At 63.0% G+C, this 24,688-nt stretch carries 26 protein-coding genes and 2 pseudogenes; 13 read left to right on the top strand and 15 right to left on the bottom strand.

The window, feature by feature from the left end:
• Positions 1-39: 39 nt before the first annotated feature.
• The 7 genes from EIO64_RS13585 to EIO64_RS13555 form a co-directional block, all read right to left on the bottom strand.
• A complete protein-coding gene (locus EIO64_RS13585; protein WP_249390687.1) occupies positions 40-249 on the bottom strand; it encodes a lipoate protein ligase C-terminal domain-containing protein in 210 nt (69 codons plus the stop codon).
• Entirely contained in the window at positions 171-1,037 is an 867-nt protein-coding gene (gene lplA / locus EIO64_RS13580) for a lipoate--protein ligase (RefSeq protein WP_249390686.1), read from the bottom strand. Before lplA ends, EIO64_RS13585 begins: the two co-directional genes overlap by 79 nt.
• Before the next feature lie 187 nt (positions 1,038-1,224).
• Positions 1,225-2,991, bottom strand: coding sequence for a threonine--tRNA ligase (gene thrS / locus EIO64_RS13575; RefSeq protein WP_021749704.1), 1,767 nt, complete (start codon positions 2,989-2,991; stop codon positions 1,225-1,227).
• Positions 2,992-3,354: 363 nt separating this feature from the next.
• A complete protein-coding gene (locus tag EIO64_RS13570) occupies positions 3,355-4,356 on the bottom strand; it encodes an asparaginase (protein WP_021749703.1) in 1,002 nt (333 codons plus the stop codon).
• 17 nt (positions 4,357-4,373) lie between these two features.
• The gene (locus EIO64_RS13565) at positions 4,374-5,471 is read right to left on the bottom strand and encodes a metallophosphoesterase family protein (protein ID WP_136891485.1); all 1,098 of its coding nucleotides are present in this window, start codon (positions 5,469-5,471) and stop codon (positions 4,374-4,376) included.
• On the bottom strand, positions 5,468-5,956 hold the full coding sequence (locus EIO64_RS13560; RefSeq protein WP_136891484.1) for a YbaK/EbsC family protein: 489 nt from the start codon (positions 5,954-5,956) through the stop codon (positions 5,468-5,470). Before EIO64_RS13560 ends, EIO64_RS13565 begins: the two co-directional genes overlap by 4 nt.
• Positions 5,957-6,012: 56 nt before the next feature.
• On the bottom strand, positions 6,013-6,786 hold the full coding sequence (locus tag EIO64_RS13555) for a TIGR00282 family metallophosphoesterase (RefSeq protein ID WP_119310586.1): 774 nt from the start codon (positions 6,784-6,786) through the stop codon (positions 6,013-6,015).
• Between the two features lie 163 nt (positions 6,787-6,949).
• Between EIO64_RS13555 and EIO64_RS13550 the strand changes: the two genes are divergently transcribed.
• The 3 genes from EIO64_RS13550 (at position 6,950) to EIO64_RS13540 (ending at position 10,066) form a co-directional block, all read left to right on the top strand.
• Complete coding sequence (locus EIO64_RS13550; RefSeq protein ID WP_021749699.1) at positions 6,950-7,840, top strand: LysR family transcriptional regulator; 891 nt, start codon at positions 6,950-6,952, stop codon at positions 7,838-7,840.
• Positions 7,841-7,845: 5 nt separating this feature from the next.
• Positions 7,846-8,475: a trimeric intracellular cation channel family protein gene (locus EIO64_RS13545; RefSeq protein WP_021749698.1), complete on the top strand. Its 630-nt coding sequence runs from the start codon at positions 7,846-7,848 to the stop codon at positions 8,473-8,475.
• 355 nt (positions 8,476-8,830) lie between these two features.
• Positions 8,831-10,066: a dicarboxylate/amino acid:cation symporter gene (locus EIO64_RS13540; RefSeq protein ID WP_119310585.1), complete on the top strand. Its 1,236-nt coding sequence runs from the start codon at positions 8,831-8,833 to the stop codon at positions 10,064-10,066.
• A gap of 72 nt (positions 10,067-10,138) precedes the next feature.
• Here EIO64_RS13540 and EIO64_RS13535 read toward each other — a convergent pair whose 3' ends face one another.
• The 4 genes from EIO64_RS13535 to ychF all read right to left on the bottom strand — a co-directional run bounded on the left by EIO64_RS13535 (position 10,139) and on the right by ychF (position 13,517).
• Positions 10,139-10,426 carry a M23 family metallopeptidase gene (locus tag EIO64_RS13535; RefSeq protein WP_249390913.1) on the bottom strand — a complete coding sequence of 96 codons (288 nt, stop codon included), beginning with the start codon at positions 10,424-10,426 and terminating at the stop codon, positions 10,139-10,141.
• A complete protein-coding gene (locus tag EIO64_RS13530) occupies positions 10,360-11,994 on the bottom strand; it encodes an RNA polymerase sigma factor (RefSeq protein WP_136891482.1) in 1,635 nt (544 codons plus the stop codon). Before EIO64_RS13530 ends, EIO64_RS13535 begins: the two co-directional genes overlap by 67 nt.
• A 228-nt stretch (positions 11,995-12,222) precedes the next feature.
• Entirely contained in the window at positions 12,223-12,429 is a 207-nt protein-coding gene (locus EIO64_RS13525) for a hypothetical protein (RefSeq protein ID WP_136891481.1), read from the bottom strand.
• A complete protein-coding gene (gene ychF / locus EIO64_RS13520) occupies positions 12,426-13,517 on the bottom strand; it encodes a redox-regulated ATPase YchF (protein WP_136891480.1) in 1,092 nt (363 codons plus the stop codon). The genes EIO64_RS13525 and ychF overlap by 4 nt, the downstream gene beginning before the upstream one ends.
• A 201-nt stretch (positions 13,518-13,718) precedes the next feature.
• On the opposite strand from ychF, the gene EIO64_RS13515 reads away from it, so the two are divergent.
• Together EIO64_RS13515 and EIO64_RS13510 are read left to right on the top strand one after the other, a co-directional pair.
• Positions 13,719-14,024 carry a hypothetical protein gene (locus EIO64_RS13515; protein ID WP_119310581.1) on the top strand — a complete coding sequence of 102 codons (306 nt, stop codon included), beginning with the start codon at positions 13,719-13,721 and terminating at the stop codon, positions 14,022-14,024.
• A 3-nt stretch (positions 14,025-14,027) separates the two neighbouring features.
• Complete coding sequence (locus tag EIO64_RS13510; protein WP_021749689.1) at positions 14,028-14,222, top strand: helix-turn-helix transcriptional regulator; 195 nt, start codon at positions 14,028-14,030, stop codon at positions 14,220-14,222.
• A gap of 121 nt (positions 14,223-14,343) precedes the next feature.
• Here the strand turns inward: EIO64_RS13510 and EIO64_RS13505 are convergent, their stop codons facing one another.
• Positions 14,344-15,393 (bottom strand): zinc-binding dehydrogenase, encoded by a 1,050-nt coding sequence (locus tag EIO64_RS13505; protein WP_021749688.1) that lies wholly within the window; start codon positions 15,391-15,393, stop codon positions 14,344-14,346.
• A 200-nt stretch (positions 15,394-15,593) separates the two neighbouring features.
• Here EIO64_RS13505 and EIO64_RS13500 point away from each other — a divergent pair, with 200 nt between their 5' ends.
• Both EIO64_RS13500 and EIO64_RS18850 read left to right on the top strand, forming a co-directional pair.
• Positions 15,594-16,310, top strand: coding sequence for a Crp/Fnr family transcriptional regulator (locus EIO64_RS13500; RefSeq protein ID WP_136891479.1), 717 nt, complete (start codon positions 15,594-15,596; stop codon positions 16,308-16,310).
• 103 nt (positions 16,311-16,413) lie between these two features.
• Entirely contained in the window at positions 16,414-16,539 is a 126-nt protein-coding gene (locus tag EIO64_RS18850) for a hypothetical protein (RefSeq protein WP_256264416.1), read from the top strand.
• 233 nt (positions 16,540-16,772) lie between these two features.
• Here the strand turns inward: EIO64_RS18850 and EIO64_RS13495 are convergent, their stop codons facing one another.
• Positions 16,773-18,140 carry a S1C family serine protease gene (locus EIO64_RS13495; RefSeq protein ID WP_136891478.1) on the bottom strand — a complete coding sequence of 456 codons (1,368 nt, stop codon included), beginning with the start codon at positions 18,138-18,140 and terminating at the stop codon, positions 16,773-16,775.
• A gap of 260 nt (positions 18,141-18,400) precedes the next feature.
• Between EIO64_RS13495 and EIO64_RS13490 the strand changes: the two are divergent.
• The 5 genes and pseudogenes from EIO64_RS13490 to EIO64_RS13470 all read left to right on the top strand — a co-directional run bounded on the left by EIO64_RS13490 (position 18,401) and on the right by EIO64_RS13470 (position 22,703).
• Positions 18,401-19,968, top strand: a pseudogene (locus EIO64_RS13490) (NAD(P)/FAD-dependent oxidoreductase).
• Complete coding sequence (locus EIO64_RS13485) at positions 19,965-20,825, top strand: D-2-hydroxyacid dehydrogenase (RefSeq protein ID WP_249390685.1); 861 nt, start codon at positions 19,965-19,967, stop codon at positions 20,823-20,825. The pseudogene EIO64_RS13490 and the gene EIO64_RS13485 overlap by 4 nt, the downstream one beginning before the upstream one ends.
• A complete protein-coding gene (locus EIO64_RS13480; RefSeq protein ID WP_249390684.1) occupies positions 20,777-20,935 on the top strand; it encodes a hypothetical protein in 159 nt (52 codons plus the stop codon). Before EIO64_RS13485 ends, EIO64_RS13480 begins: the two co-directional genes overlap by 49 nt.
• Before the next feature lie 58 nt (positions 20,936-20,993).
• Positions 20,994-21,476 carry a helix-turn-helix domain-containing protein gene (locus EIO64_RS13475; protein ID WP_021749681.1) on the top strand — a complete coding sequence of 161 codons (483 nt, stop codon included), beginning with the start codon at positions 20,994-20,996 and terminating at the stop codon, positions 21,474-21,476.
• A gap of 111 nt (positions 21,477-21,587) precedes the next feature.
• On the top strand, positions 21,588-22,703 hold the full coding sequence (locus EIO64_RS13470; RefSeq protein ID WP_346730041.1) for an iron-containing alcohol dehydrogenase: 1,116 nt from the start codon (positions 21,588-21,590) through the stop codon (positions 22,701-22,703).
• A 52-nt stretch (positions 22,704-22,755) separates the two neighbouring features.
• On the opposite strand, the gene EIO64_RS13465 is transcribed toward EIO64_RS13470, so the two are convergent.
• Positions 22,756-23,454 (bottom strand): helix-turn-helix domain-containing protein, encoded by a 699-nt coding sequence (locus tag EIO64_RS13465; protein ID WP_249390683.1) that lies wholly within the window; start codon positions 23,452-23,454, stop codon positions 22,756-22,758.
• Complete coding sequence (locus tag EIO64_RS13460) at positions 23,391-23,603, bottom strand: hypothetical protein (RefSeq protein ID WP_249390682.1); 213 nt, start codon at positions 23,601-23,603, stop codon at positions 23,391-23,393. The genes EIO64_RS13465 and EIO64_RS13460 overlap by 64 nt, the downstream gene beginning before the upstream one ends.
• Positions 23,604-23,845: 242 nt before the next feature.
• Here EIO64_RS13460 and thyA point away from each other — a divergent pair.
• A pseudogene (gene thyA / locus EIO64_RS13455) lies at positions 23,846-24,675 on the top strand (thymidylate synthase).
• The last annotated feature ends 13 nt before the right edge of the window (positions 24,676-24,688 follow it).

The raw sequence follows: 24,688 nt of genomic DNA, 5'->3' as shown, positions 1-24,688 counted from the left end.
GCCGGGCGCGTCTCTCTTTTTGATTCTGCGGACGCTGTCTCAGTCCACATAAAATATTGTATCCAGCACCTGGTCCCGGGTGATGGTTCCGAAATAGTCCCGAAGGGGGAAGCGGTCCAGCACCGCCCCCACGTCCTCCCGCCGGAATGGCGTGCCCATCAGGGCGCCGGTCACCTCGTCCATGGGGCTGACAGCCAGAAAATCTCCGTAGAACACGATCTGGCGGATGATCCCCTGGTCCACCTCCACACAGGGCTCCAGGGTGCCGCCGTCCCAGCGGCGCTTGTTCCGCAGGTTGTACTTGGGGAACGGCCGAAGTTCCACTCCCAGGTGTCGTACTTGGTGCGCTTCAGCTCATCCACAGCAGCCAGTTCCTCATCTGTCAGGTGATCCTCCACCAGACCGCTGCCGGCCAATGTTTTCTTCAGATAACTCCAGAAGGCGGGCATATCCATATCCGTCTTCAGGAACTCCCGGATGTTGCCGATCCGACTGCGCACGGATTTTGCACTCTTGGACTCGAACTTTGCCGGGTCCACATTCAGCGCCCCGGACACCATGCCGGGGTTGGCGTCGAACAGCAGTGTCCCATGATACAGGAAGCGCCCGCGGAGCAGCCGCTGGGCTGTGCCGGACACCTTCCGCCCCTCCACCAGGATGTCATTGCGGCCGGAGGCCTCCGCCTGCAGGCCCAATCCCTGCAAGGCCTCCACAATGGGACGGGTGAACCGCTCCATGGTCAGCCGCTCCGCGTCTCCCACGTCGGTGATGAAGGAGTAGTTCAGGTTGCCCAGATCATGGTACACGGCGCCGCCGCCGGTGGTGCGGCGCACCACATGGATTTGATGGGCCTCCACAAAGGCCCGGTTGATCTCACCCTCGGCGTTCTGGTTCTGCCCGATGACGATGGTGTTGTCGTTCTGCCACAGGAGCAGATACTCCCCCGACCGCCGGCTGCGGAGTACCGTCTCTTCAAACGCCAGATTGTAAAAAGGGTCCTGGGATCCGGTCTCCAAATAGTGAATCTCCTGACTCATAGCCGCCTCCTCTGCAAAAAGTGCCGGATGTTTTTTCTATTGTATACCGTCCGGGCGGTCCCGGCAATGTGCAGAACCACCGAAAATGCCCGCCATCTTTCCGCTGCCCGGATGCGGGAGCGCCCGTTGCGGAATCGGACACAGCGGTCCGGGTTCGGCCCCGGGCCGCTGTGAGGGGAACGCATTTTTACCAGATGGCCTTGGTGTCCACGTCCTGCTTCAGCCGGGCGGCAAAATCCGCCACGGACATGGCGCCCAGATCCTCACCGGTCCGCAGGCGGACGGAGACGGTCTGGTTTTCCATATCCCGGTCGCCCACTACCAGCATATAGGGGATCTTCTCCAGGGTGGCCTCCCGGATCTTCTTGCCGATCTTCTCGTTGCGGCCGTCCACCTCCACCCGGAAGCCGGCGGCATCCAGCTGCTTTGCGATCTGATCGGCGTATTCCAGGGCGCGGTCTGTAATGGGCAGGACCTTCACCTGCACCGGGTTCAGCCACACCGGGAACGCGCCGGCAAAGTGCTCGGTGATGACGCCGATGAACCGCTCCACGCTGCCCAGAACCACCCGATGGACCATGACGGGGCGGTGCTTCTGGCCGTCCTCTCCGGTGTACTCCAGTTCAAACCGCTCCGGCAGCTGGCTGTCCAGCTGGATGGTGCCGCACTGCCAAGTGCGGCCCAGGGAATCGGCCAGATGGAAGTCCAGCTTGGGGCCATAGAAAGCGCCGTCGCCCTCGTTGACCTCGAAGGTCTTGCCCATGTCGGTGATAGCGTTTTTCAGGATGTCCTGGTTATGCTCCCACTCCTCCACAGTGCCGATGTGATCCTCCGGCATGGTGCTGAGTTCAATGGTGTAGCTGAGGCCGAAGGTGGAGTACACTTCGTCGAACAGGCGGACCGTCTCCTGGATCACGTCCTTCATCTGGTCCGGGGTCATGAAGATGTGGGCGTCGTCCTGGGTGAAGCAGCGGACCCGGAACAGGCCGTGGAGCGCACCGGACAGCTCGTGCCGGTGTACCAGGCCCAGCTCGCCCACCCGCAGGGGCAGCTCCCGGTAGGAGTGAGGCTCGCTGGCGTAGACCAGCATGCCGCCGGGGCAGTTCATGGGCTTGATGGCGTAATCCTCTTCGTCGATAACAGTGGTGTACATGTTCTGCTTATAGTGGTCCCAGTGGCCGGAACGCTCCCACAGCTGACGGTTGAGGATGATGGGGGTGGAGATCTCCACATAGCCGTACTTCTTGTGGACCTGGCGCCAGTAATCCAGCAGGGTGTTTTTCAAGGTCATGCCCTTGGGCAGGAAGAAGGGGAAGCCAGGCCCCTCGTCCCGCAGCATGAACAGGCCCAGCTCCCGGCCCAGCTTCCGGTGGTCCCGCTTCTTAGCCTCTTCGATCCGCTGGAGGTAGGCATCCAGCTCGTCCTTCTTCGGGAAGGCGATGCCGTAAATCCGCTGGAGGGTCTCCCGGTTGGAATCACCCCGCCAGTAGGCGGCGTTGCAAGCGGTGAGCTTGAGGGCGTTGCCCTTGATGCGGCCGGTGGAGTCCAGATGGGGGCCGGCGCAGAGATCCGTGAACTCGCCCTGCTTGTAGAAGGAGATATGGGCGTCTGCGGGCAGGTCGTTGATAAGCTCCACCTTGTAGGGCTCTGCCTTCTCCTCCATGAACTTCAAAGCCTCCTCCCGGGGCAGTTCGAACCGCTCCAGCTTCAGCTTCTCCTTGCAGATCTTCCGCATCTCTGCCTCGATCTTCTCCAGGTGCTCCGGCGTGAAGGCGAAGGGGGCGTCCAGGTCGTAGTACCAGCCCTCGTCGATGGAGGGGCCGATGGCCAGCTTCACCTCCGGCCACAGGCGCTTCACGGCCTGGGCCATCACGTGGGAGCAGGTGTGCCAGTAGGTCTGGCGGTACGCCGGATTCTCAAAGGTAAACTCGTTGTTCTTCACTTCTTCAGACATGGTTGATCCTCCTTTTGTTCAAGGGGCAGAAAACAAAAATCCCACCCCTGAAAAATCAGGGGTGGGATACAAAATCGTATTCCACGGTTCCACCCTGCTTGCATCCCCGGAGGGATGCCGCTCGTGTCCTCTATAACGGGAGGTCCCGTCCCAGCCTACATATCGGTGGGCGGCTCCAAGGCGGTGGCTGTGTTCCGGGCTCTGGCGGGGTCCGCTTTCAGCCAGCGGCGGTCCCTCTCTGCTGTCGAGTCCCGGACAGCGTCCTTTTCAATGCTTTTTTCAGTAAAAATAAATATATCACGGGCCTTTTTCCTTGTCAAGTGGGGGAACCTGCCTTTTTCCGGACGTCGGTTCCCTCTGTCTTTACAGGCCGGGCCAGAGGATGTCCCGGGCCACCGGTGTGTAGAACAGCCGCTCCACTTCCTCCCGCCGCCGGGTCTGCCCCAGGATCCACATGAGCTTGGCCACCACGGCCTCCGTGGTCATGTCGTAGGCCTCCAGCACCCCCAGATCGCTTTTGAGGCGGTAGCCCACGTGATACACCCCCAGGTCGCTGCCCTCATTCTCCACCTGGGTGGTGAGAACGACGACCCGCCCCGCCTCCATCCAGCGGCGGACGCAGTCGTAAAAGCCGCCCGCCTCCGGCAGGCCGCCCACGCCGAAGCTCTCGATAATCAGGGCGTCGTTCCGCTCCAGCAGGAAGTCCGCCGCATCCCGCCCGGTGCCGGGCACCAGCTTCAGCAGGGCCACCCGCGGGTCCAGGCGGTCGTAAAACACCGGGGCCTCCCGGCAGTCCTGGCGGATGTACCGCAGCAGCACGCCGTCCCGCAGGACGCCCAGCTCCGGGTGATTGATGCTGGAAAAGGCCTGGAAGCTCTTGGAGCGGGTCTTCTTGGCCCGGGTCCCCAGGATCACCCGGCTGTTGAACACGATAGAGACCCCCGGCAGGTCCTCCGCCGCGCAGCGGAAGGCGTCCGCCAGATTTGTCTTGGAATCCGTGGAATCAAATCCGATGGGTCTCTGGGCGCCGGTCAGCACAATAGGCTTAGGACTACCCTGGATCAGATAGCTCAGGGCCGCCGCCGTATACGCCATGGTGTCCGTGCCGTGGGTGATAACAAAGCCGTCATAGCAGCCGTAGTGGTCCCGGATACAGGCGGCGATCTCCAGCCAGTGAGCCGGGGTCATGTTGGTGCTGTCCAGGTTCAGCAGCTGGAGGCAGTCCACGCCGCAGATGTCCGAGATCCCGGGAATATGGGAGAGCAGCTGCTCCGTGGTCAGCTCCGGCGCAAGGCCGCTGTCCGTCACGTCCGAGGCGATGGTGCCGCCAGTGCCGATCAGCAGAATCTTCTTCATCTCATTCATTTCATCCGCTCCTCCGCTCACCCCAGATCCCGGTGGTCCAGCGCCGCCAGGCCGAACCGGGCCGCCAGGTCGATCTCCGCCCGTTCCGCTTCCGTCTCCGCCTGCTTCCGCCGCTGGCGCAGCTCCCGGAGAAACAGGCCCCGGAGGGAGTCCTCCTCCGCCCGCCGCCACAGGTCCTCCGCCATACGGGTGCGGTCCCGGACCTCCAGGGCGTAAAACCGGTCCGCCAGCGCCTCCTGGATGGCCGCGGCGCCAGCGCCGCCCTCTCCGGTCTCGCCGGTGAGGAGGATGCGGTACAGGTCCCCGGCCGTCTCCGGCGGCAGAGCTGCCTCCACGGCGGCCCGGGGCTCTTTTCCGGTGACGTCCACCTCTAAAACCTCATACCGGTGCCGGGCAAAGGGCACAAAGGTCAGGGAGACCTCTCCGCCGTCGGAGATCGTCCCCTCGTAAAAACCTTTCTCCCCCAGCTCGTCGAACCCCCGGCCCTCCGGACAGCCGGGCCAGGCGCAGACCGTCCGCCCCAGTGTCAGGGGCGCCGTCCGCTTGTGGACGTGGCCCAGTGCCAGATAGCAGAGGCCGCTGGCCGCCGCCTCTTCCCGGCGGATGGGGCCGTACCGCGCCTCCGCCCCGTCCAGCTCCCCATGGAGCAGGCCGATGTGACACTTTCCGTCTGCCGGGGCGGTGAAACCCGCCAGCAGGCTCTCCGGCTGTTCCGGGCCGGAGAATGCCGCCCCGTGGATCACCAAGTTCCGCTCCGGCACCTCCACGGCCGTGAGCCTGTTCTCTTTGAATACGTACACATTCTCCGGCCAGTCCACCGTCTCCCAGGGACTGCCGGGTCCGTACCAGTCGTGGTTGCCGGGGGAGATGAACACCCTGGCCCGCATCTGTCCCAGAGCGGCGGCCAGCTGTTCCCCCGTCTCCCGGAAGGGGCTGGCGCTGTCGAACAGATCCCCCGCCAGCAGCACCAGATCGATGCCGTGTTCCTTCACGTAGTCCGCCAGACGGAGAGCCAGCTCCCGGCTCTCCCGGCGGCGGGCCGCCGCCTGTCCGGGCGGCAGGGCGCCAAAGGCGCTGTCCAGGTGGAAGTCCGCGCCGTGCAGAAACCGGATCATCCCTGCTCCTCGGGCCGCCAGCCCTTGCACACATCCACCCACGCGGCAAAGTTGGAGGCGTACCGCTCCAGCTCGTCGCAGGTCATCTCCACGGCGCTGTTGCTGCTGCCTGCGGCGGGGAACACCGTCTCGAACCGCTTCATGGACACATCCAGGTACACCTTCACATCCTCCGGCAGGGCAAAGGGGCACACGCCGCCCACGTCGTGGCCGATCAGCTCGTGGGCCTCCTCATGGGTCAGCATTTTGGCCTTGGTGTGGAACTGGGCCTTGTAGCGGCTGTTGTCCACCTTGGCGTCCCCCGCCACCACAATGATGATGGGCTTGTCCTCCACCTTGAAGCTGAGGCTCTTGGCAATGCGGGCGCCCTCCACACCCACGGCCACCGCCGCCAGCTCCACCGTGGCGGAGGAGACATCGAACTCCCGGATTCGCTCTTCGATGCCGAGGGGCTTGAAATGTGCTCTGACTTTTTCAATGGACATGATGGTTCGTTCCTCTCTATCTGAAATTTTAACCAGCCGGTTTGAAATCGTCCCGGTCACCGTACGTCGATCCGCTCCACGGCGGTGCACAGTCCGGTGGCGCTGTCCAGCGTGAAGATGGCCCCCTGGAGCTTGGCGGGTCCCTCCGGCGCCCGGTAGCGGCCCGGCAGGCCGCCCAGGAATCCCTCCACGGACTGCCGGGGGTCGATGCCCAGCACCGACTCGATGGACCCGGTCATTCCCAAATCCGTAATATAGCCCGTGCCCCTGGGACACACCCGCTCGTCAGCGGTGGGCACGTGGGTATGGGTCCCCCACAGGGCGGACACCCGCCCGTCCAGATAGTAGCCCATGGCCAGTTTCTCACTGGTTGCCTCCGCGTGGAAGTCCACCAGGGTGAAGTCCGCCGCGTCTCTCTCCAGCAGCCGGTCCGCCGCCGTGAAGGGGTTGTCCGCCCCCCAGGCCAGGTCGCACCGGCCGATCAGGTTCAGCACCCGGATCCGGACGCCGCCCAGGTCGTAAACACCGCAGCCCCGACCCGGGGCCCGGCCGGTGTAGTTGGCGGGCCGCAGCAGCCAGGGCGCGTCCTCCAGGAAATCCGCAATCTGGCTCTTGCCGAAGGCGTGGTTCCCCAAGGTCACCACGTCGGCACCGGCGTCGTAGATCCGCTCCGCCTGGTCGCGGGTCAGCCCCACTCCGGCGGCATTCTCGCCGTTCACCACCGTGAAGTCGATGGCCTTCCACTTCTGGAGGGGACGCAGGTGCCGCTCCAGATGGCGGAGGCCGGGCTCCATCACCACGTCGCCCACTGCCAGAATGTGATACAGCATAGCGCGCCTCCCGTCTTTACAATCTAATGTGTTAGTATACCAAAAACCATCCCGCTTGCAAAGAAAAACCGAAAATTTTTCCGCCGCCGTTGCGTTTCCTCCAGTCATCCCTTATAATGATTCCGGACACTATAAGAAATTCTGATTGCTGGAGGGATGATCCATGGCGGTCAAGCTGGAGCTGTACCGAGTGTTCAAAGAGGTGGCGGAGACGGGCAACATCTCCCTGGCGGCAAAAAACCTCTACATCTCCCAGTCGGCGGTGAGCCAGTCTATCAAGCAGCTGGAGACGGCGCTCCAGGCCCGCCTGTTCGCCCGCAGTCCCCGGGGCGTCTCCCTCACCTGGGAGGGGCAGATGCTCTACCAGTATGTCCGCAGCGCCCTGGGCCTGCTGGCCACAGGGGAGGACAAGCTGTCCCAGGCCCAGCAGCTGTTGCTGGGCACCCTGACTATCGGCGCCAGCGACACTGTCACCAGCTTTTTCCTGACGCCATATTTGGAGGCCTTCCACCGCCAGCACCCGGGCATCCGGCTGAAGATTGTCAGCGGCCGCAGCGCCAAGGTGCTGAGCATGCTGAAATCCGGCGCTGTGGACATCGCCTTCGCCTCCTCCCCCACGGACCCCGCCGCGCTGCATACCTGGTCCTGCTTCGCCACCCACTCCGTCTTTGTGGCGGGCAGCGGCTACGACTGTGACTTCGACCACGTGTATACCCGGCAGGAGATCGCGGAGTTCCCCCTGATCCTGCTGGAGCGCAAGGCCAGCAGCCGGGTGTTTCTGGAGCAGTACTTTCTGCAAAGCGGCATCACCCTGACGCCGGAAATCGAGCTCTCCTCCCGGAGCCTTCTGGTATCCCTGGCCCGGATCGGCCTGGGGGTGGCCGGTGTGACGCTGGAGTTTGTGCAGAAGGCCCTGGACAGCGGGGACATCCGCCTGCTGAAAACCGACTTCACCATTCCTGCCCGCAGCGTGGACATGTGCACCCTGCGGGACGTGACGCCCACCGCCGCGGCCTCCGCCTTTATGGAGATGGTCCGGCAGGACGCCCGGTGACGGCCATGGAACAGCTGTTTCTGATCCTGGAGCTGGTTGGGACGCTCGCTTTTGCCGCCTCCGGCGCCATCACCGGCCTGAAAAAGAACATGGACGTTTTCGGCGTCTGCATTCTGGGCCTCACCACCGCGGTGGGCGGCGGCGTCATCCGGGACCTGCTCTTGGGCATCACGCCGCCGGGCACCTTCCAGGATCCCATCTACGCCGTGGTGGCCCTGCTGACCTCCCTGGTGCTGTTTCTGCCCCGCATCCGGCGGCTCCTCATGTGGGACCAGCGGCTCTACGACTTGGTGCTGCTGATTATGGACTCCGCGGGCCTTGGCATTTTCACTGTGGCGGGCATCCGCATTGCCTATGAACACGCGGCCCGCCCCACCCTGTTCCTGCTGGTGTTTGTGGGCGTGGTTACCGGCGTGGGCGGCGGCGTGCTGCGGGACGTGCTGGCCGGGGACACGCCCTACATTTTCGTCAAGCATGTCTATGCCTCCGCCTCCCTGGCCGGGGCGCTGGCCTGCGTGGTCCTCTGGCCCCTGGCGGGAGAGATGGCCGCCATGCTCTGCGGCAGTGCGCTTGTGGTCGCCGTCCGCATCCTCTCCGCCCACTTCCGCTGGAACCTGCCTCACGCCCATGACTGAACAAACGGCCTCTCCGGATCGGGAGAGGTCGTTTTCTGTCCGGGGGACTCTTTTACAGGCCGTCAATGTTCGAGCCCGGATCCGCCGCTTTTCCCACGCCGCCCAGTGGAGATGCCAGGTTCTCTTCTCCATCTCTGCCATCCATGCCGGGATCGTATCTATACCCTCCGCCTTCCTGACAAAATAAACAGAAATTGAAATCAGGTTTCTAAGCAGCGGAAATGGGCACTCTGTTGCAAAAGAGGGTTGTGCTGTCCCAGTTTTTTTGATATACTAGATTAGTTTTCGGCCATTTCGGGCGGTCTTTCCGCCGAATGGCCCTGCACAACAGTTCACCAAGCAAAGGAGCGCGTATATGAAGCAGAAAAAAATTCCTCTCTCCCTCCAAATCTTTCTGGCGCTGGGGCTAGGCATCGCGGTCGGCATGGCCTTCACGGGAAATCCCACCTTTGCCGTCAGCTATATCAAGCCCTTCGGCACCATTTTCCTGAACCTGCTGAAGTTCGTGGTGGTGCCCATCGTCTTTTTCTCCATTCTCTCCGGCATCATCTCCATGAGCGATATCCGCAAGGTGGGTTCCATCGGCGTCAAAACGCTGGTGTATTATACCTGCACCACTGCCGGGGCCATCGTGCTGGCCATGTTCCTGGCCAACCTGTTCAAGGGCTTCTTCACGGTCATCGACCCCACCGGTGTCACCTTTGAGCCCGGTGAGACCGCCAGCTTCATGGACACGCTGGTGGACATCTTCCCCTCCAACATCATCGCCCCCTTTGCCAACGCCTCCATGCTGCAGGTGATCGTGGCGGCGCTGCTGTTCGGCTTCGGCATCCTGGCCGCCGGAGAGAAGGGACGGCCCGCAGCGGCGCTGGTCGACAGCCTTACAGAGGTCTGCATGAAGGTCATGGACATCATCCTGCGCCTCTCCCCCATCGGCGTGTTCTGCCTGATCCTGCCGGTGGTGGCGGAAAACGGTCCCCAGATCCTGGGCAATCTGGGCCTGGTGCTGCTGTGCGCCTATATCGGGTACTTCCTCCACGCCGTCATCGTCTACTCTGCCACGGTAAAGGCCCTGGGCGGCGTGAGTCCGCTGGCCTTCTTCAAGGGGATGTTCCCGGCCATGGCCATGGCGTTCTCCTCTGCCTCCTCCGTGGGCACCCTGCCTTTGAACCTGGAGTGCACGGAGCGGCTGGGCGCCCGGCGGGACATCGCCAGCTTCGTCCTGCCCCTGGGCGCCACCATCAACATGGACGGCACCGCCATCTACCAGGGCGTGTGCGCCGTGTTCATCGCCACCTGCTACGGAGTGGACCTGACCCTGGGCCAAATGATCACCATTGTGCTCACCGCCACCCTGGCCTCCATCGGAACCGCGGGTGTCCCCGGCTCCGGCGTGGTGATGCTGACCATGGTGCTGGAGAGCGTGAATCTGCCGGTGGCAGGCATCGGCCTGGTCATCGGCGTGGACCGCATCTTCGACATGGGCCGCACCACGGTGAACATCACGGGCGACGCTGCCTGCGCCCTGGTGGTCTCCAACCTGGAGAAAAAAGCGGAGGCCCGACGGGCTGCCCGCAGGCCCCGGGCCTGACCCCAGCCGAAAACGAGCGCGGCGCGGAACAAATTCCGCGCCGCGCTCACTGTTCTTTTCACAGAGGACCGGTCAGCCCATGCGGAGGGTGTCCCGCACGTCGCTGTCAAAATAGGCCACCGGGTTCTGGGGCTCTCCGTCCTGGCGGACCTCAAAGTGGAGATGGGCCCCTGTTGCCATGCCGGTCTTCCCCACGGCACCGATCATCTCCCCGGCCCGGACGGTGTCGCCCTCCTCCACCGTAAAGTCCCGGCACTGGCCATATAGGGTAGAAAGGCCGTCCCCGTGGTCGATCACCACATAATTGCCTCGCTCCACGTCATAGCCGGACTCCACCACAGTGCCGCCCGCTGCGGCCAGGACTGCCTCGCCCTCCGGCGCGGCAATGTCGATTCCGGTGTGAGTTTCACAGGTCTTGCCGCCCGGCTGCCACCGGGGGTACCATAGGGGTTGGAGAGGCTGATGGTGTTGGCTCCCTGCACCGGCCACTGGAGGAAACGGCTGGCCGTCTCATCCACCGCATAGACGCCGTAGAGCCACGGGTCTTCATCACCGGCCAGCTGGGGCAGGAGGATCCCGCCGGGGCTGTTTGCGTCATATTCCACCTTCAGCCGCCCTGTGGACAGCGTGTAGGTCTTGGTCTGCTCCGAACCGTCAGTGAAGGTCACCGTCACCGTCAGCCGAGCGCCGTCCATCCGGTCGATGCTCTCCTGATTCGCCACCCGGGGATCCCTGTCCCAGTCGATATCGCCGGTGTCCGGAATCAGGAATCCATAGCGCACCTCCGGGTCATAGCCCTCCGTGACGGCAGCGCCCAGATCCGTCACCACCTCCATGGTCAGGGGCCCCTCTTCCTCCTCGCCATAAACGGCATGGATCACTCCTTCGCCGCTGGAAAGCCGGTACTCCGTGCCGTTGGCCTCGGCATCGAGATAGTTCTGCACCTCTTCTCTGGAGAGGTTGGTCAGAGTTCTGCTGCGGTACAGCGCCTCTCGGTCAATGGCAAGGGAAATGGTTCGAATGTTCTCCCCGGTCACCTGGAACAGACAGCCGGTGTAGTGGCCGCCCTCGGCAGACCAGGAGACTTGACCGGCTGTGCTGAAGGCCAGCCCCCCGTTGGCGTTCGCCTCGTAACGCTCCCCCGTGTCAGCGGCATAAGCCGTCAGGCCGAAGGAGAAGCTGGGCAGGGCTGTTACCGGCGCGCCGCTCTCTCCGGGCTCTCCGCCGCCAATGGGCCCCAGCGTTACAGAACCTACCACCAGCGCCAGTGCACAGGCGGCGCATACTGCCGCCCGGAGCACCGGGCGCCGCTTTCCGGGCGCCAGATGTTTGGGGCCGGTCGTCTCCTTCTGCGCTCCCGCCGTCTGCCGGGCGGCGGACAGCACCCGGTCATTCAGCCCGGCGGGGGCTGGATATGCTCCATCAAATTCTGATAGTCGTTCTTCTTCATGGTCGTCTCCTCCCAGCAGGTCTTTGAGTCTTTTTCGGGCCCGGCGGAGCCGGGTGCGGACTGTGGCCGCCGGAATGTCCAGCAGCCCGGCGATCTCCTCCGTGGAATATCCCTCGGCATAATACAGGTGGATGGGGACGCGCAGCTTTTCCGGCAGGTGGGCCACTGCGTCCCACAGCTCTGCGGCGCCGCTGTCCGCTTCCGCGGCCGTCTCCGGCAGGTCCGCCAGCGCCAGCACCGGACGCCGCAGGCGGAAGCGGTGCAGGTCATGGCACCGGTTCACCGTGCACCGCAGCAGCCAGGCCCGCAGATGCTCCCCGTCCCAGGCAGATGCCTCCTGGCCCAGCAGCCGGAGAAACACGTCCTGGTACACGTCCTCTGCGTCCTGGACGCTCTGCATCCGGCACAGGGCCAGCCGGTAGACGGCGGCACCGTGGTGTTCCATGGCATTGCGCAGCAGGATTTCAGCCTCTTCCATGCAATGCCTCCTTTCTCTCGTTTGAAAAGCGCTTTCAACCTATATACGCCGGGGCGGGCCGAAATGTTTCCCCCTGGGAATTTTTCTGCCGGACAGCGGACGGCCGCCCGCTATATGGAATGCTGTCCTGCCAGACGCCCGGTCCCTTTTGCCCATGGGACCGGCCTGCCGTCAGGAGATCCCTCTCCGCAGGCAAAACAGGCAGGCGCATTTGCGCCTGCCTGTCCCTCACACTTCTTTGATTCCGTAGATCTCAAACCGGCCGATCAGGTTCTGAACCGTCAGCTTCTGGGCCAACAGCTGCTGGTAGGTGGTTCCCCGATTCCTTCCCGCGGCGCGGAGCTTGTCCATGTCCGCCAGGACCTTGTCCCGTTCCTTCAGCAGGTCGGCGTACATGCGGTCATAGGCCGCCAGTCTCTCCGCCTCCGTCATCATACGTTGAACCGGAAGTAGACCATGTCTCCGTCCTGAACCACATACTCCTTGCCCTCGCTGCGGAGCAGCCCTTTCTCCTTGGCGGCGTTGACGCTGCCGCAGGCGATCATGTCATCGTATGCGATGACCTCCGCCCGGATGAAGCCCCGCTCGATGTCGGAGTGGATCTTGCCGGCGGCTTGGGGGGCCTTGGTGCCCTTCTTGATGGTCCAGGCCCGGCACTCGTCCTTGCCGTAGGTCAGGAAGGAGATCAGGCCCAGCAGAGCGTAGGAGCACTTGATGAGCCGGTCCAGGCCGGACTCCTCCACTCCCAGCTCCTCCAGAAACATCAGCTTCTCCTCGCCCTCCAGCTCGGCGATGTCCTGCTCCATCTTGGCGCAGATGGGCAGCACCTGGCTGTCCTCCGCGTCGGCAATGGCCTTCACCTGCTGGTAGTACTGGTTATGCTCCAGATCGGCGAAGCCCGCCTCGTCGGTGTTGGCGGCGTAGATCACAGGCTTCAGGGTCAGCAGGTCGGAGGTGGCGATCAGGGCCGCGTCGTCCTCGTCACAGGCAAAGGTCCGGGCCAGATTGCCCCCGTCCAGATGCTTCTGCAGTGCGGTGAACACGTCCACCTCATGCTGGAACTTCTTGTCGCCCTTCAGGGCTTTCGTGGCCTTCTCCACCCGGCGCTGGACCATCTCCAGGTCCGCCATCACCAGCTCCATGTTGATGATGTCGATGTCCCGCCTGGGGTCCGTGCTGCCCTCCACGTGAATGACGTTCTCGTCGTCAAAGCAGCGGACCACGTGGACGATGGCGTCGGTCTCCCGGATGTTGGCCAGGAACTTGTTGCCCAGGCCCTCGCCCTTGCTGGCGCCCTTCACCAGTCCGGCGATGTCCACGAATTCGATGACCGCCGGGGTCTTCTTATCCGGCTGATACATCTCCGCCAGCTTGTCCAGCCGCTCGTCCGGCACCGCTACCATGCCCACGTTGGGGTCGATGGTGCAGAACGGATAGTTGGCGCTCTCGGCGCCGGCGTTGGTGATGGCGTTGAACAGGGTCGATTTGCCCACATTGGGCAGACCCACGATTCCTAATTTCATAAAAGCAGCGCTCTCCCTTGCTGATATTTTCGGACAATTATTGTACCATTTCAGGCCCAAAAGTGCAAGGGTCAGCCTGCGTTCCCCGACGTTTTTCTATCCTCTTTGCAAAAATGTAAAACACTATTGACATTTCGCATCTGCCGTACTATTCTAAAAATGTCAAAAGAACTTGACAATTCAAAGCAAGGAGGCAGTTCTATGAAATTCTTTCGGAACATGGATGAGATGGAACTTCACCTCTCCCTGAACGCCATCCGGGTGGCCTGGTTCTTCACGGTGATGGCCCTGTTTATATGGGGGATCTGGGACTGCGTCCAGACCGGCCGCGTCACCGCGCCCATGTACCTGTTGATCTTTCAGAATCTCCTGTATTTTCTGGCCCTGCAGGTGGGGAGATGGCGCGCCGGGGACCGGGACGGCGCCAGGAGCTTCCTGCTGTATGTCCCGCTGCTGGTAGTCTTCCTGCTGGCCTTCGGCCTGCTGCTGCGGTGCGCGGGGCTGTGAGCTATGGAAAACCGGATTCGGGAGCTGCGGAAGGCGGCGGGGCTCCGGCAGGAGGACCTGGCACGGGAGCTGGGCGTCACCCGCCAAACCATCAACGCCATTGAGAACAACAAGTACGATCCCACCCTGGGGCTGGCCATGCGGCTGGCCCGGCTGCTGAAAACCCCTGTGGAGGATATCTTCCATCTGCCGGACTGACGCAGAACACCCCCGCCGCGATGCGGCGGGGGTGTTTCAGGATCGTTCAGCATCTCCGGGCCGGGTCAGGGTCCGCCGCAGAATGGGCACAGTCTCCTCCTGCCTGTTCTGCGGGGCGGGATCAGGGATACAGGATCATCTTGCCGGGCACGCCGCTGTGGATCTGCGCCAGAGCGGCCTCAAAGTCCTTCATGGGGAAGCGGCCACCGATGACCTGATCCAGCTTGAAATAGGGTCCCTTCATGACCTTGGCGAAGTCCTCCCAGGTCTCCCAGATCTTCCGTCCGGAGACGCCGGTCAGCTGGACCTCCCGATAGACCAGGTCGTCGGTCATGTCGTGGAAGGTGATGGGCTTGGTGGGCAGTCCCACGCACACCAGACGGCCCGCAGCCCGCAGGCACTTGAGGGCGCTGTTGAGGGCGGGCTCCGCGCCGGTGATGTCGATGGCCGCGTCCACGCCCACGCCGCCGGTCAGAGTCCTGACCTCCGCCGGCAGGTCGCACTTGGCGCTGTTGAGCACCGCGTCGGCGCCCATCTTCTTGGCCACCTCCAGCTTCTCATCGATCAGGTCGCAGGCGATGACCTTGACAGCGCCGAAGGTCTTGCTGGCGCTGATGGCTGTCAGACCGATGGGGCCGCAGCCGCTGACCAGCACGGTCTTTCCGTTGACCTCCGCCGCCTCCACGCCGTGAATCCCAGCGCCCATGGGCTCGAACATGCAGGCCGCCTCGTCGGTGACGTCATCCTCCAACAGGAACGTGCAGTCCCAGCGGATCTTGGCGTATTCGGCGAAGGCTCCGTTCTGGGTGCAGCCGAACAGCTTCACGTTCTTGCAGATGTGTGGCATCCCGTTCTTGCAGAAATAGCACTCGCCGCAGGGAATATGGGACTCGCAGGACACCCGGTCGCCCACCTTGCGCTCCGTGACGTTTTTTCCCACCGCCACGATCTCGCCGGCTGTCTCATGGCCCACGGTAACGGGGGCCTTGATCCGCTTCTGGGACCACTCGTCCCATTCCATGATGTGCAGATCCGTGCCGCAGATGGCCGAGCAGTGGACCTTGATGAGGACTTCATCGTCATTGATCTCCGGGATCGACAGGTCAGTGTGATAGACCAGGCCGGACGGGGCGTTGACCTCCTTGACAAGGCCGCACATGGTATCCTTCATTGTCAGCTCCTCCTTTTTGATCCGCGCCGCGCGGCATTCTGACCGAGCCGCTCAGTCGGGATATGCTTATTGTAAAGGGAGAGCCGGCGGCCAGATTGTAACAGGTGATACAAATGCATCTTGTGGAATGGGAGAAAATCTGCTACTATTTTTGTTGATGTTGATATGGAATCCTCTCAGGAAAGGAGGCGGGATGCCCCGTGTCCGGCGACATCCAGATCAGCCCCCACGTGGGGGAGCTTTTTGTCAAATACGGCGTCAGACGCCAGTACCGCAGCGGCGAGGTCCTGCTGGAAAAGGGTGCGCTGTCCGCACAGGCAGGCTTTCTGGTCAAGGGGCAGCTCCGCACCTTCTGCCTCGGTCCCAGCGGAGATGAGATCTCCCTCTTTTACCTGGGACCCGGCAATCTGTTCGGCAGCAGCGCCCTGGTGTATCACGCCAAGGTCATGGTCAGCGTGTCCGCCATCTCTCCGGCGGAGGTCTATCTGCTGGCGGCAGACCGCTTTTGGAAGCTGTGGCAGGAGCACGGCTATCCTCCCCAGGACCTGATGGCCCATTTTGTGCGGCGGATCACCATGCTGTCCGACTATATCTGCTGTTCCCACTTTCTGGAGGATGACAAGCGGGTGGCCTATTTCCTGCACACCTGCTGCGCCAGCTCCGGTCCCTCCATTCCGTACACCCACGAGCAGATCGCGGCCATCACCGGTATGAGCCGTGTCTCCGTCACCCGCATCCTCAAACAGTTTCGGGAGGCCGGCATCCTCCGCCAGTCTTACCGCAGGATCGAGATTCTGGCCCCCAGCGGCTGTCTGAGGTCTTTGCCTCCCTGGGATATTTTCTGGACTGAGCCCCTTTCGGAAAGCGCAAAAAATTTTTCCGAAAAGGGGCTTGCTTTTTTGGCTCATTGGCGCTAAGATATCGTTAAGAGGTCGTTAAGAATCCGTTAATATTTTTATATTCATGACAACTTTTCGTAAATAAATCCTCGAATCCGAATCGGGAAGGAGGTGTCCTCTCATGGAAGTCGGCGGCTATGTGATGCTCGCAATCGTTGCTGTCTTGGCGCTGGGCTGCATCAACAGCTCCATCAAGGCCCACAAAAACAAGCAGTCTGCTAAAGAGGAGGAGCCTGCCTCCAAATGATTCTGCTTTCCATCTCTCCCTTCATTTTTATTCAGTGCGGAAGCGGCGTCCATTTCGATGGACGCCGCTTCCATACTGGAAAGGCGCACCGCGGTTCCGCGGTGCGCCCTTTTCGTTCTATCTGAAATCTCCGCCGCCCGCCGCATCCGGCGGCTTTTTGCCCTTCCGCAGCATCTGCCGCAGAGCCGCCACCGGGCCGCAGAGTTATTTCTGGCTGCGGGAGTCTCCCGCCATCAGCCGAAGAAGTACTCGAAGAGGTCGTAAGGATTGGTGTACCCGCCGCCGTTCTGGGTGTTCTGATCCTGCTCCGTCTGGCCCTGCACAGCGGACTGCTGATCGGCAGACACGGCGCCCCAGGTCAGCTCCAGAGTGATGGTCTCACCCTGGCGGTAGACGGTCAGTGTGGAGGTATCGCCGGCCGCATAGCCCTTCTTGGCGGCGGTCAGGTCCTCCAGGGAGGTGATCTCCGTGCCGTCGATGGCGGTGATAACGTCGCCCAACTGCAGGCCCGCCGCAGCCGCCGGACTGCCGTCCTCCACAGAGTATACGAAGGCACCCTGGCTGATATCATAGCGGTACTGCTGGGCCATGCCGCTGGTCAGGGTGCCGATGGTGGCGCCCAGATAGGCCTTGTTGCTCACATAGCCGTTGGTCATGATGTCCTGGATCATGCTGATGACGTCATTGATGGGGATAGCGAAGCCCAAGCCCTCCACACTCTCGCCGGAGCTGCCGTAGCTGGAGTATTTGGCGGACACGATACCCACCACCTCACCGTAGCCGTTCAGCAGCGGGCCGCCGGAGTTGCCGGGGTTGATGGAGGTATCGGTCTGGATCATATTGAAGGGCGTGCCGTCCACGTTGATGGTGCGGTTCACGCTGGAGACCATGCCGCCGCTCATGGAGAACGTCAGGTCCCCCAGGGGGTTGCCAATGGCCAGAACCCGGTCGCCCACATTCAGCTTCTCACTGTCGCCCAGGGTGACGGCCTGCAGGCCGGAGGCCTCGATCTTGATGACCGCGATGTCGTAGTCCTCATCGCCGCCCACATACTGGGCGTTGTATTCATCGCCGTTATACAAGGTGACCTTCACGGTCTGTGCGTCCTCCACCACATGGTAGTTGGTGACAATATAGCCATCCGTGGTGAGAATGAAGCCGGAGCCGGAGGATGCCGTTTGTACCGGCTGGCCGAAGAAGTTGTTGCTGTTGGTCCCGGTGACATTGATAGACACCACGCTGTTGACATTGGCGGCGTAAACCTCCGCGTCGCTCATCGCCGTCTTGCCGTCCACGGTTTTCAGTGCGACCTGACTGACGGTGCGGCCGCTGACGTTGACCGAGGTCTCGTCGCCGCTTCTGCCGACGCCCCAGACAATGCCGCCGCCCACGGCGCCGCCCAGCAGGGCGCAGCACAGGGCCAGGGCCGTCACCTTCAGTCCAATGCGGTTTTTCTTCACAGGCTTCATCTCCTGCACGGGCTGCTGCGGCCCGCTGTTATGGTCCTGTACCGGGCCGGGCTGGGGAGCCGGATGCGCCTCCGCCTCGCTGCCGTCCTTCCGGTAGGTGTAGTGATAGAGATTGTGTTCGTCGTTATACATAATGATTGCCTCCTATTATGTATCCCGCTCATCCATTGTTTAGAACAGAGGATAACATGGGATCGTGTCAAAAGTATGAAGTTTCTGATTCCAATTTTTGAATTGTCCTGGACGGCGCTCCGGAAAAAACCGGAAGCTTTTCAGGGGCTCTTCCTTGAACCTTTGACTGAAGTATAGTATGCTTATCTTAAACACATCTGAAAGGAACTTTGAACAAGGTGTTAAGAATCGATTCCATCAAGCTCCCGCCGGAGGCCGGCATGGCGGAGCTGGCCGCTGAGGCCGCCCGGCTGCTCCGGATGCGGGAGAAGGACATTCTCTCCCTGCGCTTACTCCGCCGCAGTGTGGACGCCCGGGAAGAAGTCCGCCTGGTCTACACGGTGGAGGTCGCGGTCAAGGAGGAGTCCGCTATTCTCCGCCGAGCCAGGAGCCGGAAGATCAGCCGGGCCGCACAGGCCCCGGCGTACACGCCGCCGTCTCCCCTGCCTGCGCCGGCGGTGCCTCCCGTGGTGGTGGGCGCCGGGCCCGCGGGGCTCTTCGCCGCCCTGGTGCTGGCCCAGGCGGGGCTGCGCCCCATCCTGCTGGAGCGGGGCCGCCCGGTGGAGCGGCGGAAGGCGGATGTGGAACGGTTCTGGGCCACGGGAGAGCTGGACCTGACCTCCAATGTCCAATTCGGCGAGGGCGGCGCAGGAGCCTTCTCGGACGGGAAGCTGAACACCGGCACACGCGACCCCCGCCACCGCTTTATCCTGGAGACGTTGTTATCCTGCGGCGCTCCGGAGGATATTTTGATCGATGCCAAACCCCATGTGGGCACGGATTATCTCCACACCGTTCTGGTAAACCTGCGCCGCCGTCTGCTGGAACTGGGAACGGACATCCGGTTTGAGAGCCGGCTGGCGGATCTGGACATCCGGGACGGCGCCCTGCGGGGCATCACCGCGGAGGGGCCGGAGGGCGTTTATACCCTTCCCTGCTCCCACCTGCTCCTCTGCCCAGGGCACTCCGCCCGGGACACCTTCGCCATGCTCCATAAAAGGGGTGTGCCCATGGAGGCCAAGCCCTTCGCCGTGGGGGTGCGGATCGAACACCGGCAGGCGGACTGCGACGCCGCCCAATACCGGCAGTACGCCGGGCATCCCGGGCTTCCGGTGTCTACCTACAAGCTCTCCTGCCATCTGCCCGGCGGCCGGGCGGCCTACTCCTTCTGCGTCTGCCCCGGCGGGGAGGTGGTGGCGGCCGCTTCTGAGGCGGAGCGGGTGGTCACCAACGGCATGAGCGAATTCGCCCGGGACAAGGAGAATATCAATGGCGGCCTACTGGTGAACGTGACGCCAGAGGACTATGGCGGGGCGGAAGATCCCCTGGCGGGTATCGCCTTCCAGCGGAAGCTGGAGTCTGCAGCCTACGCTCTGGGGGTGGGGACTACCGGGCCCCGGCCCAGCGGGTGGGGGACTTTCTGGCGGGGCGCCCCTCCGTCGGCCCAGGCCGAGTGCACCCCAGCTACCGCCCCGGCGTCACCTGGACGGACCTGCGCCGGTGCCTGCCGCCCTTCGTGGCGGATACCATTGCCGGGGCGCTCCCCCTGCTGGGGCAGAAGCTCCGGGGCTACGACGATCCGGACGCCGTCCTGACGGCGGTGGAGAGCCGTTCCTCCTCCCCTGTGCGCATCCCACGGGATGGGACCTGCCAGTCCTCTCTCCGGGGCCTGTACCCCTGCGGCGAGGGAGCCGGCTATGCCGGCGGCATCCTCTCCGCCGCCGCGGATGGGATGCACTGTGCCGAGCAACTCTGTCAATCCATTCAAAAGGAGTCTGATTGTTTATGAATCGCAATATCTGCATCTATCAGGAATTCCTCACGGAAGCCCACAAGGACCGGATCCGGGAGACCGCCCGCCGGACGGGCTTCACCCCCCATTTCTTCAACCTGGACCAGTTTGAGGAGGCGAAGGACTGCCTCCAGCACTGCGAGGTTCTGTACGCCCATTCCGCTGACCTTCTGCGCGCCGCTCCCGCTACGCTGAAGTGGTACTGCTGCTCCTTTGCCGGGGTGGACCTCTACTGCAAGGACCCTGGCCTGTTCGCCAACCCGGACTGCCTGCTGACCAACTCCAACGTCTACGGCGTTACCATCGCCGAGCATGTGGTGATGGTGACCCTGATGCTGCTGCGGCGGATGCCGGAGTACATCGAAATCGTCCGAGGCCACGGCTGGTCCAATCAGTTGCCCGTCCGCTCCATCCGGGACAACGAATTCACCATCCTGGGCACCGGGGATATCGGACGCCATGTGGCGGACCGGCTGCGGGGCATGGGGGCCGCGAAGATCGTGGGTCTCAGCCGCAGCGGAAAGCCCCACCCCGCCTTCGACGAGGTGTATCCCATCTCCGCTCTGGACGACGTGCTGCCCCGCACAAAAATCCTGGTGATGGCCCTGCCCAGCACGCCGGAGACCGTTCACATCCTGAACCGGGAGCGGATCGCCCTGCTGCCCGCCGACGCCTGCGTCATCAACGTGGGCCGTGGCACCGCTCTGGACCAGAAGGCCCTGGCGGAGGCCCTGAACAGCGGAAAGCTGGCAGGCGCCGCCCTGGACGTGATGGACCCGGAGCCTCTGCCCCAGGACGATCCTCTGTGGGACGCCCGGAACATCATTCTCACCCCCACGTCTCCGGCAACATGACCCTGGGCTACACCTGCGACGAAAACGTAGCCCGCTTCTGTGCCGATCTGGAGAACTACGCCGCCGGGCGCCCGCTGGCGGGACTGGTGGACCGGAACCGGGGATATTAAGCAGTCCGCCGGGGCAGGCCAGTGATATACGAAAGCTATTTGCGAAAGGAGTTTTCCCATGACCATCGGCGAAAAAATCACCCAGAGGCGGCTGGCTGCCCACCTCTCTCAGGAGATTCTGGCAGAGCGGCTGGGCGTCTCCACGCAGGACGTCAGCCGCTGGGAGAGCGGCGAGGTCCTTCCTGATGCGGAAAAGCTTCTCCAATTGTGCCGCGTCTTCGGCATCTCCGCCGATGAACTGCTGGGGGAGAATGCCAAGGCTGATGATGCGTCCGACTTCCTGTCTCTTCCACTGTGGCGGTGGAGTCTCCGGGTGATCTCTCCGCCTCTGGCCTTCGCAGGAACAGCAGCCGCCTTGACAGGGCTGACCGGAGCTGTCTATCATGCACTGACCGCAGACCAGTGGTACACCGATTTCGGCCGCTTCGGCACTGCTCTGCGCAGCACCTGGTGCGGGGCCGTTCTCTCAGCGGGGCTTCTCCTGCTGGCGATAGCTCTGGCCCTGCTGGTATTTGAGGTGCTTCTATCCAAGCGGGACTGATTATGTTGTTGAATTTTTAAGGAAAGGAACTTCATCCATGAACAACTTCACCTTCTACTCCCCCACCCTCTTCACCTTCGGCGATGGAGAAGAGAAAACACCGGCGCGCTGGTGCGCCGGTTCGGCGGCAGCCGGGTACTGCTGGTCACCGGCGGCGGGTCCGTCCGCCGCAACGGCGCCTATGACGCCGTCACCGCCTCCCTGGAGGCCGCGGGCATCCCCTTTACAGAGCTCTCCGGCGTCCAGGCCAACCCCCGCAGCGGCAAGGTATACGAGGGCATCGACCTGGTCCGGCGGACCGGCGCGGACTTCCTGCTGGCACTGGGCGGCGGCAGTGTCATCGACACCGCCAAGGCCATCGGCTTCGGCGCGCTGTACAAGGGGGATTTCTGGGATTTCTTCACCGGCGCCGCCAAGATCGAGAAGACGCTGCCCGTGGGCGTGGTGCTGACTATCTCCGCCGCCGGCAGCGAGGGGTCCGACAGCTGCGTCATCACCCAGGAGCGGGGCAACCTGAAGTGGGGTTGCCCCAAGACGGATGTCATCCGCCCGAAATTCGCCGTGCTGAACCCCCGGTTCACCTGTTCCCTGCCTGCCTACCAGACCGCCAGCGGCGCGGTGGACATGATGGCCCACATCATGGAGCGGTACTTCACCAACACTCCCGACGTGGGGCTGACGGACCGGCTGTGCGAGGCCCTGCTGAAGACCGTGCTGGACGCGGCCCCCAAGGCCATTGCCGATCCCAATGACTACGCCGCCCGGGCGGACCTGATGTGGGCAGGGATGCTGGCCCACAACAACTCCTGCGGCGTGGGCCGGGAGCAGGACTGGGCCAGCCACCAGATCGAGCATGAGCTCTCCGCCTTCTACGACTGCGCCCACGGCGCGGGTCTTGCGGTGATCCTGCCCGCCTGGATGGAGTACGTGCTGCCCCATGATCCCGTCCGGCTGGCCCAGTTCGCCGTGCGGGTCTTCGGCTGTGAGATGAACTTTGCGGACCCGGAGGCCACCGCCCGCCAGGGCATCGAGAAGCTGTGCCTCTTCTTCCACTCCCTGGGGATGCCCATCACCTTTGACGAGCTGGGAGCCAAGGCCAAAGACATCCCGGACATGGTGGCCCACCGGGCGGAGAAGCCCGGCGGCTTCCCCTTCGGCGGCTTCGTGAAGATCCAGCCCGCGGACATGGAGGCTATCCTCCGCCTGGCAGCCGGCGAGGCCCAGTAACAGCAAGCCCGCCCGGGGAGCGATCCCCGGGCGGGCTTTTGCCGTATCCTCGTCACCGGAACTCCCGGGGACTCATGTGGAAGGTGCCGCGGAAGGCCCGCAGGAAGGTGGAATACTCCTCAAATCCGGCCTGCTCCGCCGCCTTCATCACCGGCACGCCGGCGCGGATCAGCTCCCCGGCCCGCAGCAGCCGCTTCTGGCTGATGTACTGGTGGACCGTGTAGCCGGTGACGGCCTTGAACCGGTGCATCAGATAGTACCGGCTGATGAAAAACCGCTTGGAGAGGGACTCCACCGTCAGCTCCTCTCCCAGATGGTCCAGAATGTACCGGAGCACCTCCTCCATCTTGGGGTCCACCCGGTAGCTGTCCCGCTCCTCCTGGGCGGTGCGGGAGCGCAGCACATCCCGGTTCACGTCGATCAGCATCTGCTGGCAGAGGGTATCCGCCATGCGGGCGGCGCCGAAGCTCCGGTCCCGCAGGGCCTCCTCCAGCTGCTGGATGCGCTGCATATAGTGGAGCCGCCGCTCTGCGTCGAAGCGCAGCAGGTGGAACCCCCGCTCCCGGGTGGTGTCGAAGCAGGTGTCCAGCGCCTCGCCGGGGTCGCTGCGCCGCTCCAGCCACTCCCGTCCCAGCCAGATCACCACCCGCTCATAGGGCTCCGCCGGGTCGATGATGGGCCGGTGGATCAGGTCGTGTCCCACCAGCAGCAGGTCCCAGGGCTGAAGGAAGTAGGTGACGCCCTCCACCACATAGGTGACCTTTCCCCCAGGAGAAGGATCAGCTTGTCAAAGGCGTGGTAGTGATAGTCCACCTTCTGGGCCCGGCTGTCCTTCAGGTGGAACAGCCGGAAGTCCTCCTTTAGATAGCCCCGCTTGTTGATCTCCTTCCGGTCCGGCATCTCCCGCCTCCTTTTCCGCCCGCCGGAGCATCCGCCGGGTCACTCTTCGGCCGTGGAACCGGGCGCCGCGCCCGATGAGGCAGGGCCCGTTTTGCAGGTATTCTACCACACATAGCCGATTTTCACAACAGGCACAGGAAAAGACGCCCCCAATTTGGCGGCCGGGGCTTCATCTGCCGATTGTGTTTTTCTCCCGGATTTGCTATACTGAAAAAAATACCCAACGCTGAGGAGGGACCCCCATGAGCCGTGCCGATGCGCTCTTTCTGCAAAACTGCCGGGACATTCTGGACCACGGGGTCTGGGACACAGACCTGCCCGTCCGTCCCCATTGGGAGGACGGTACTCCCGCCCACACTGTGAAAAAATTCGGGATCGTCAACCGCTATGACCTTCAGGAGGAGTTCCCCATCCTGACCCTCCGCCGGACCTACTGGAAGACCGCGGTGGACGAACTGCTGTGGATCTGGCAGAAGAAGTCCAACAACATCCACGACCTGAACGGCCACATCTGGGATGAGTGGGCGGATCCGGACGGCTCCATCGGCAAGGCCTATGGCTATCAGCTCTCCATCAAGCACCAGTATCCCGAAGGGGAGATGGACCAGGTGGACCGGGTGCTGTACGACCTGAAGCACAACCCCGCCTCCCGCCGCATCCTCACCAGTCTCTACAACCACCAGGATCTCCATGAGATGAATCTGTACCCCTGCGCCTGGTCCATGACCTTCAACGTCTCCGGGAATGTCCTCAACGCCATTTTGAACCAGCGGAGCCAGGACATGCTGGCCGCCAACAACTGGAATGTAGTGCAGTACGCGGTGCTGGTCCACATGCTGGCCCAGGTCAGCGGCCTGGTGCCCGGCGAACTGGTCCACGTGATCGCGGACGCCCATATCTACGACCGCCATGTGCCCATCATTGAAAAGATGCTGGCCCAGACGCCGTCCCCGGCGCCGGTGTTCCGGATGGACCCGTCCGTGACGGACTTCTACGCCTTTACCCGGGACAGCTTCTCCCTGGAGGACTACATCCCCGCCCCTTCGAGGACCAGATCCCCATCGCTATTTGAGGAGGCCTGCGCT

Origin of the sequence: Dysosmobacter welbionis, from assembly GCF_005121165.3 — a bacterium.
In the GTDB taxonomy this organism is placed as follows: domain Bacteria; phylum Bacillota; class Clostridia; order Oscillospirales; family Oscillospiraceae; genus Oscillibacter; species Oscillibacter welbionis.
This window is presented reverse-complemented; position numbering and strand designations above follow the sequence as displayed.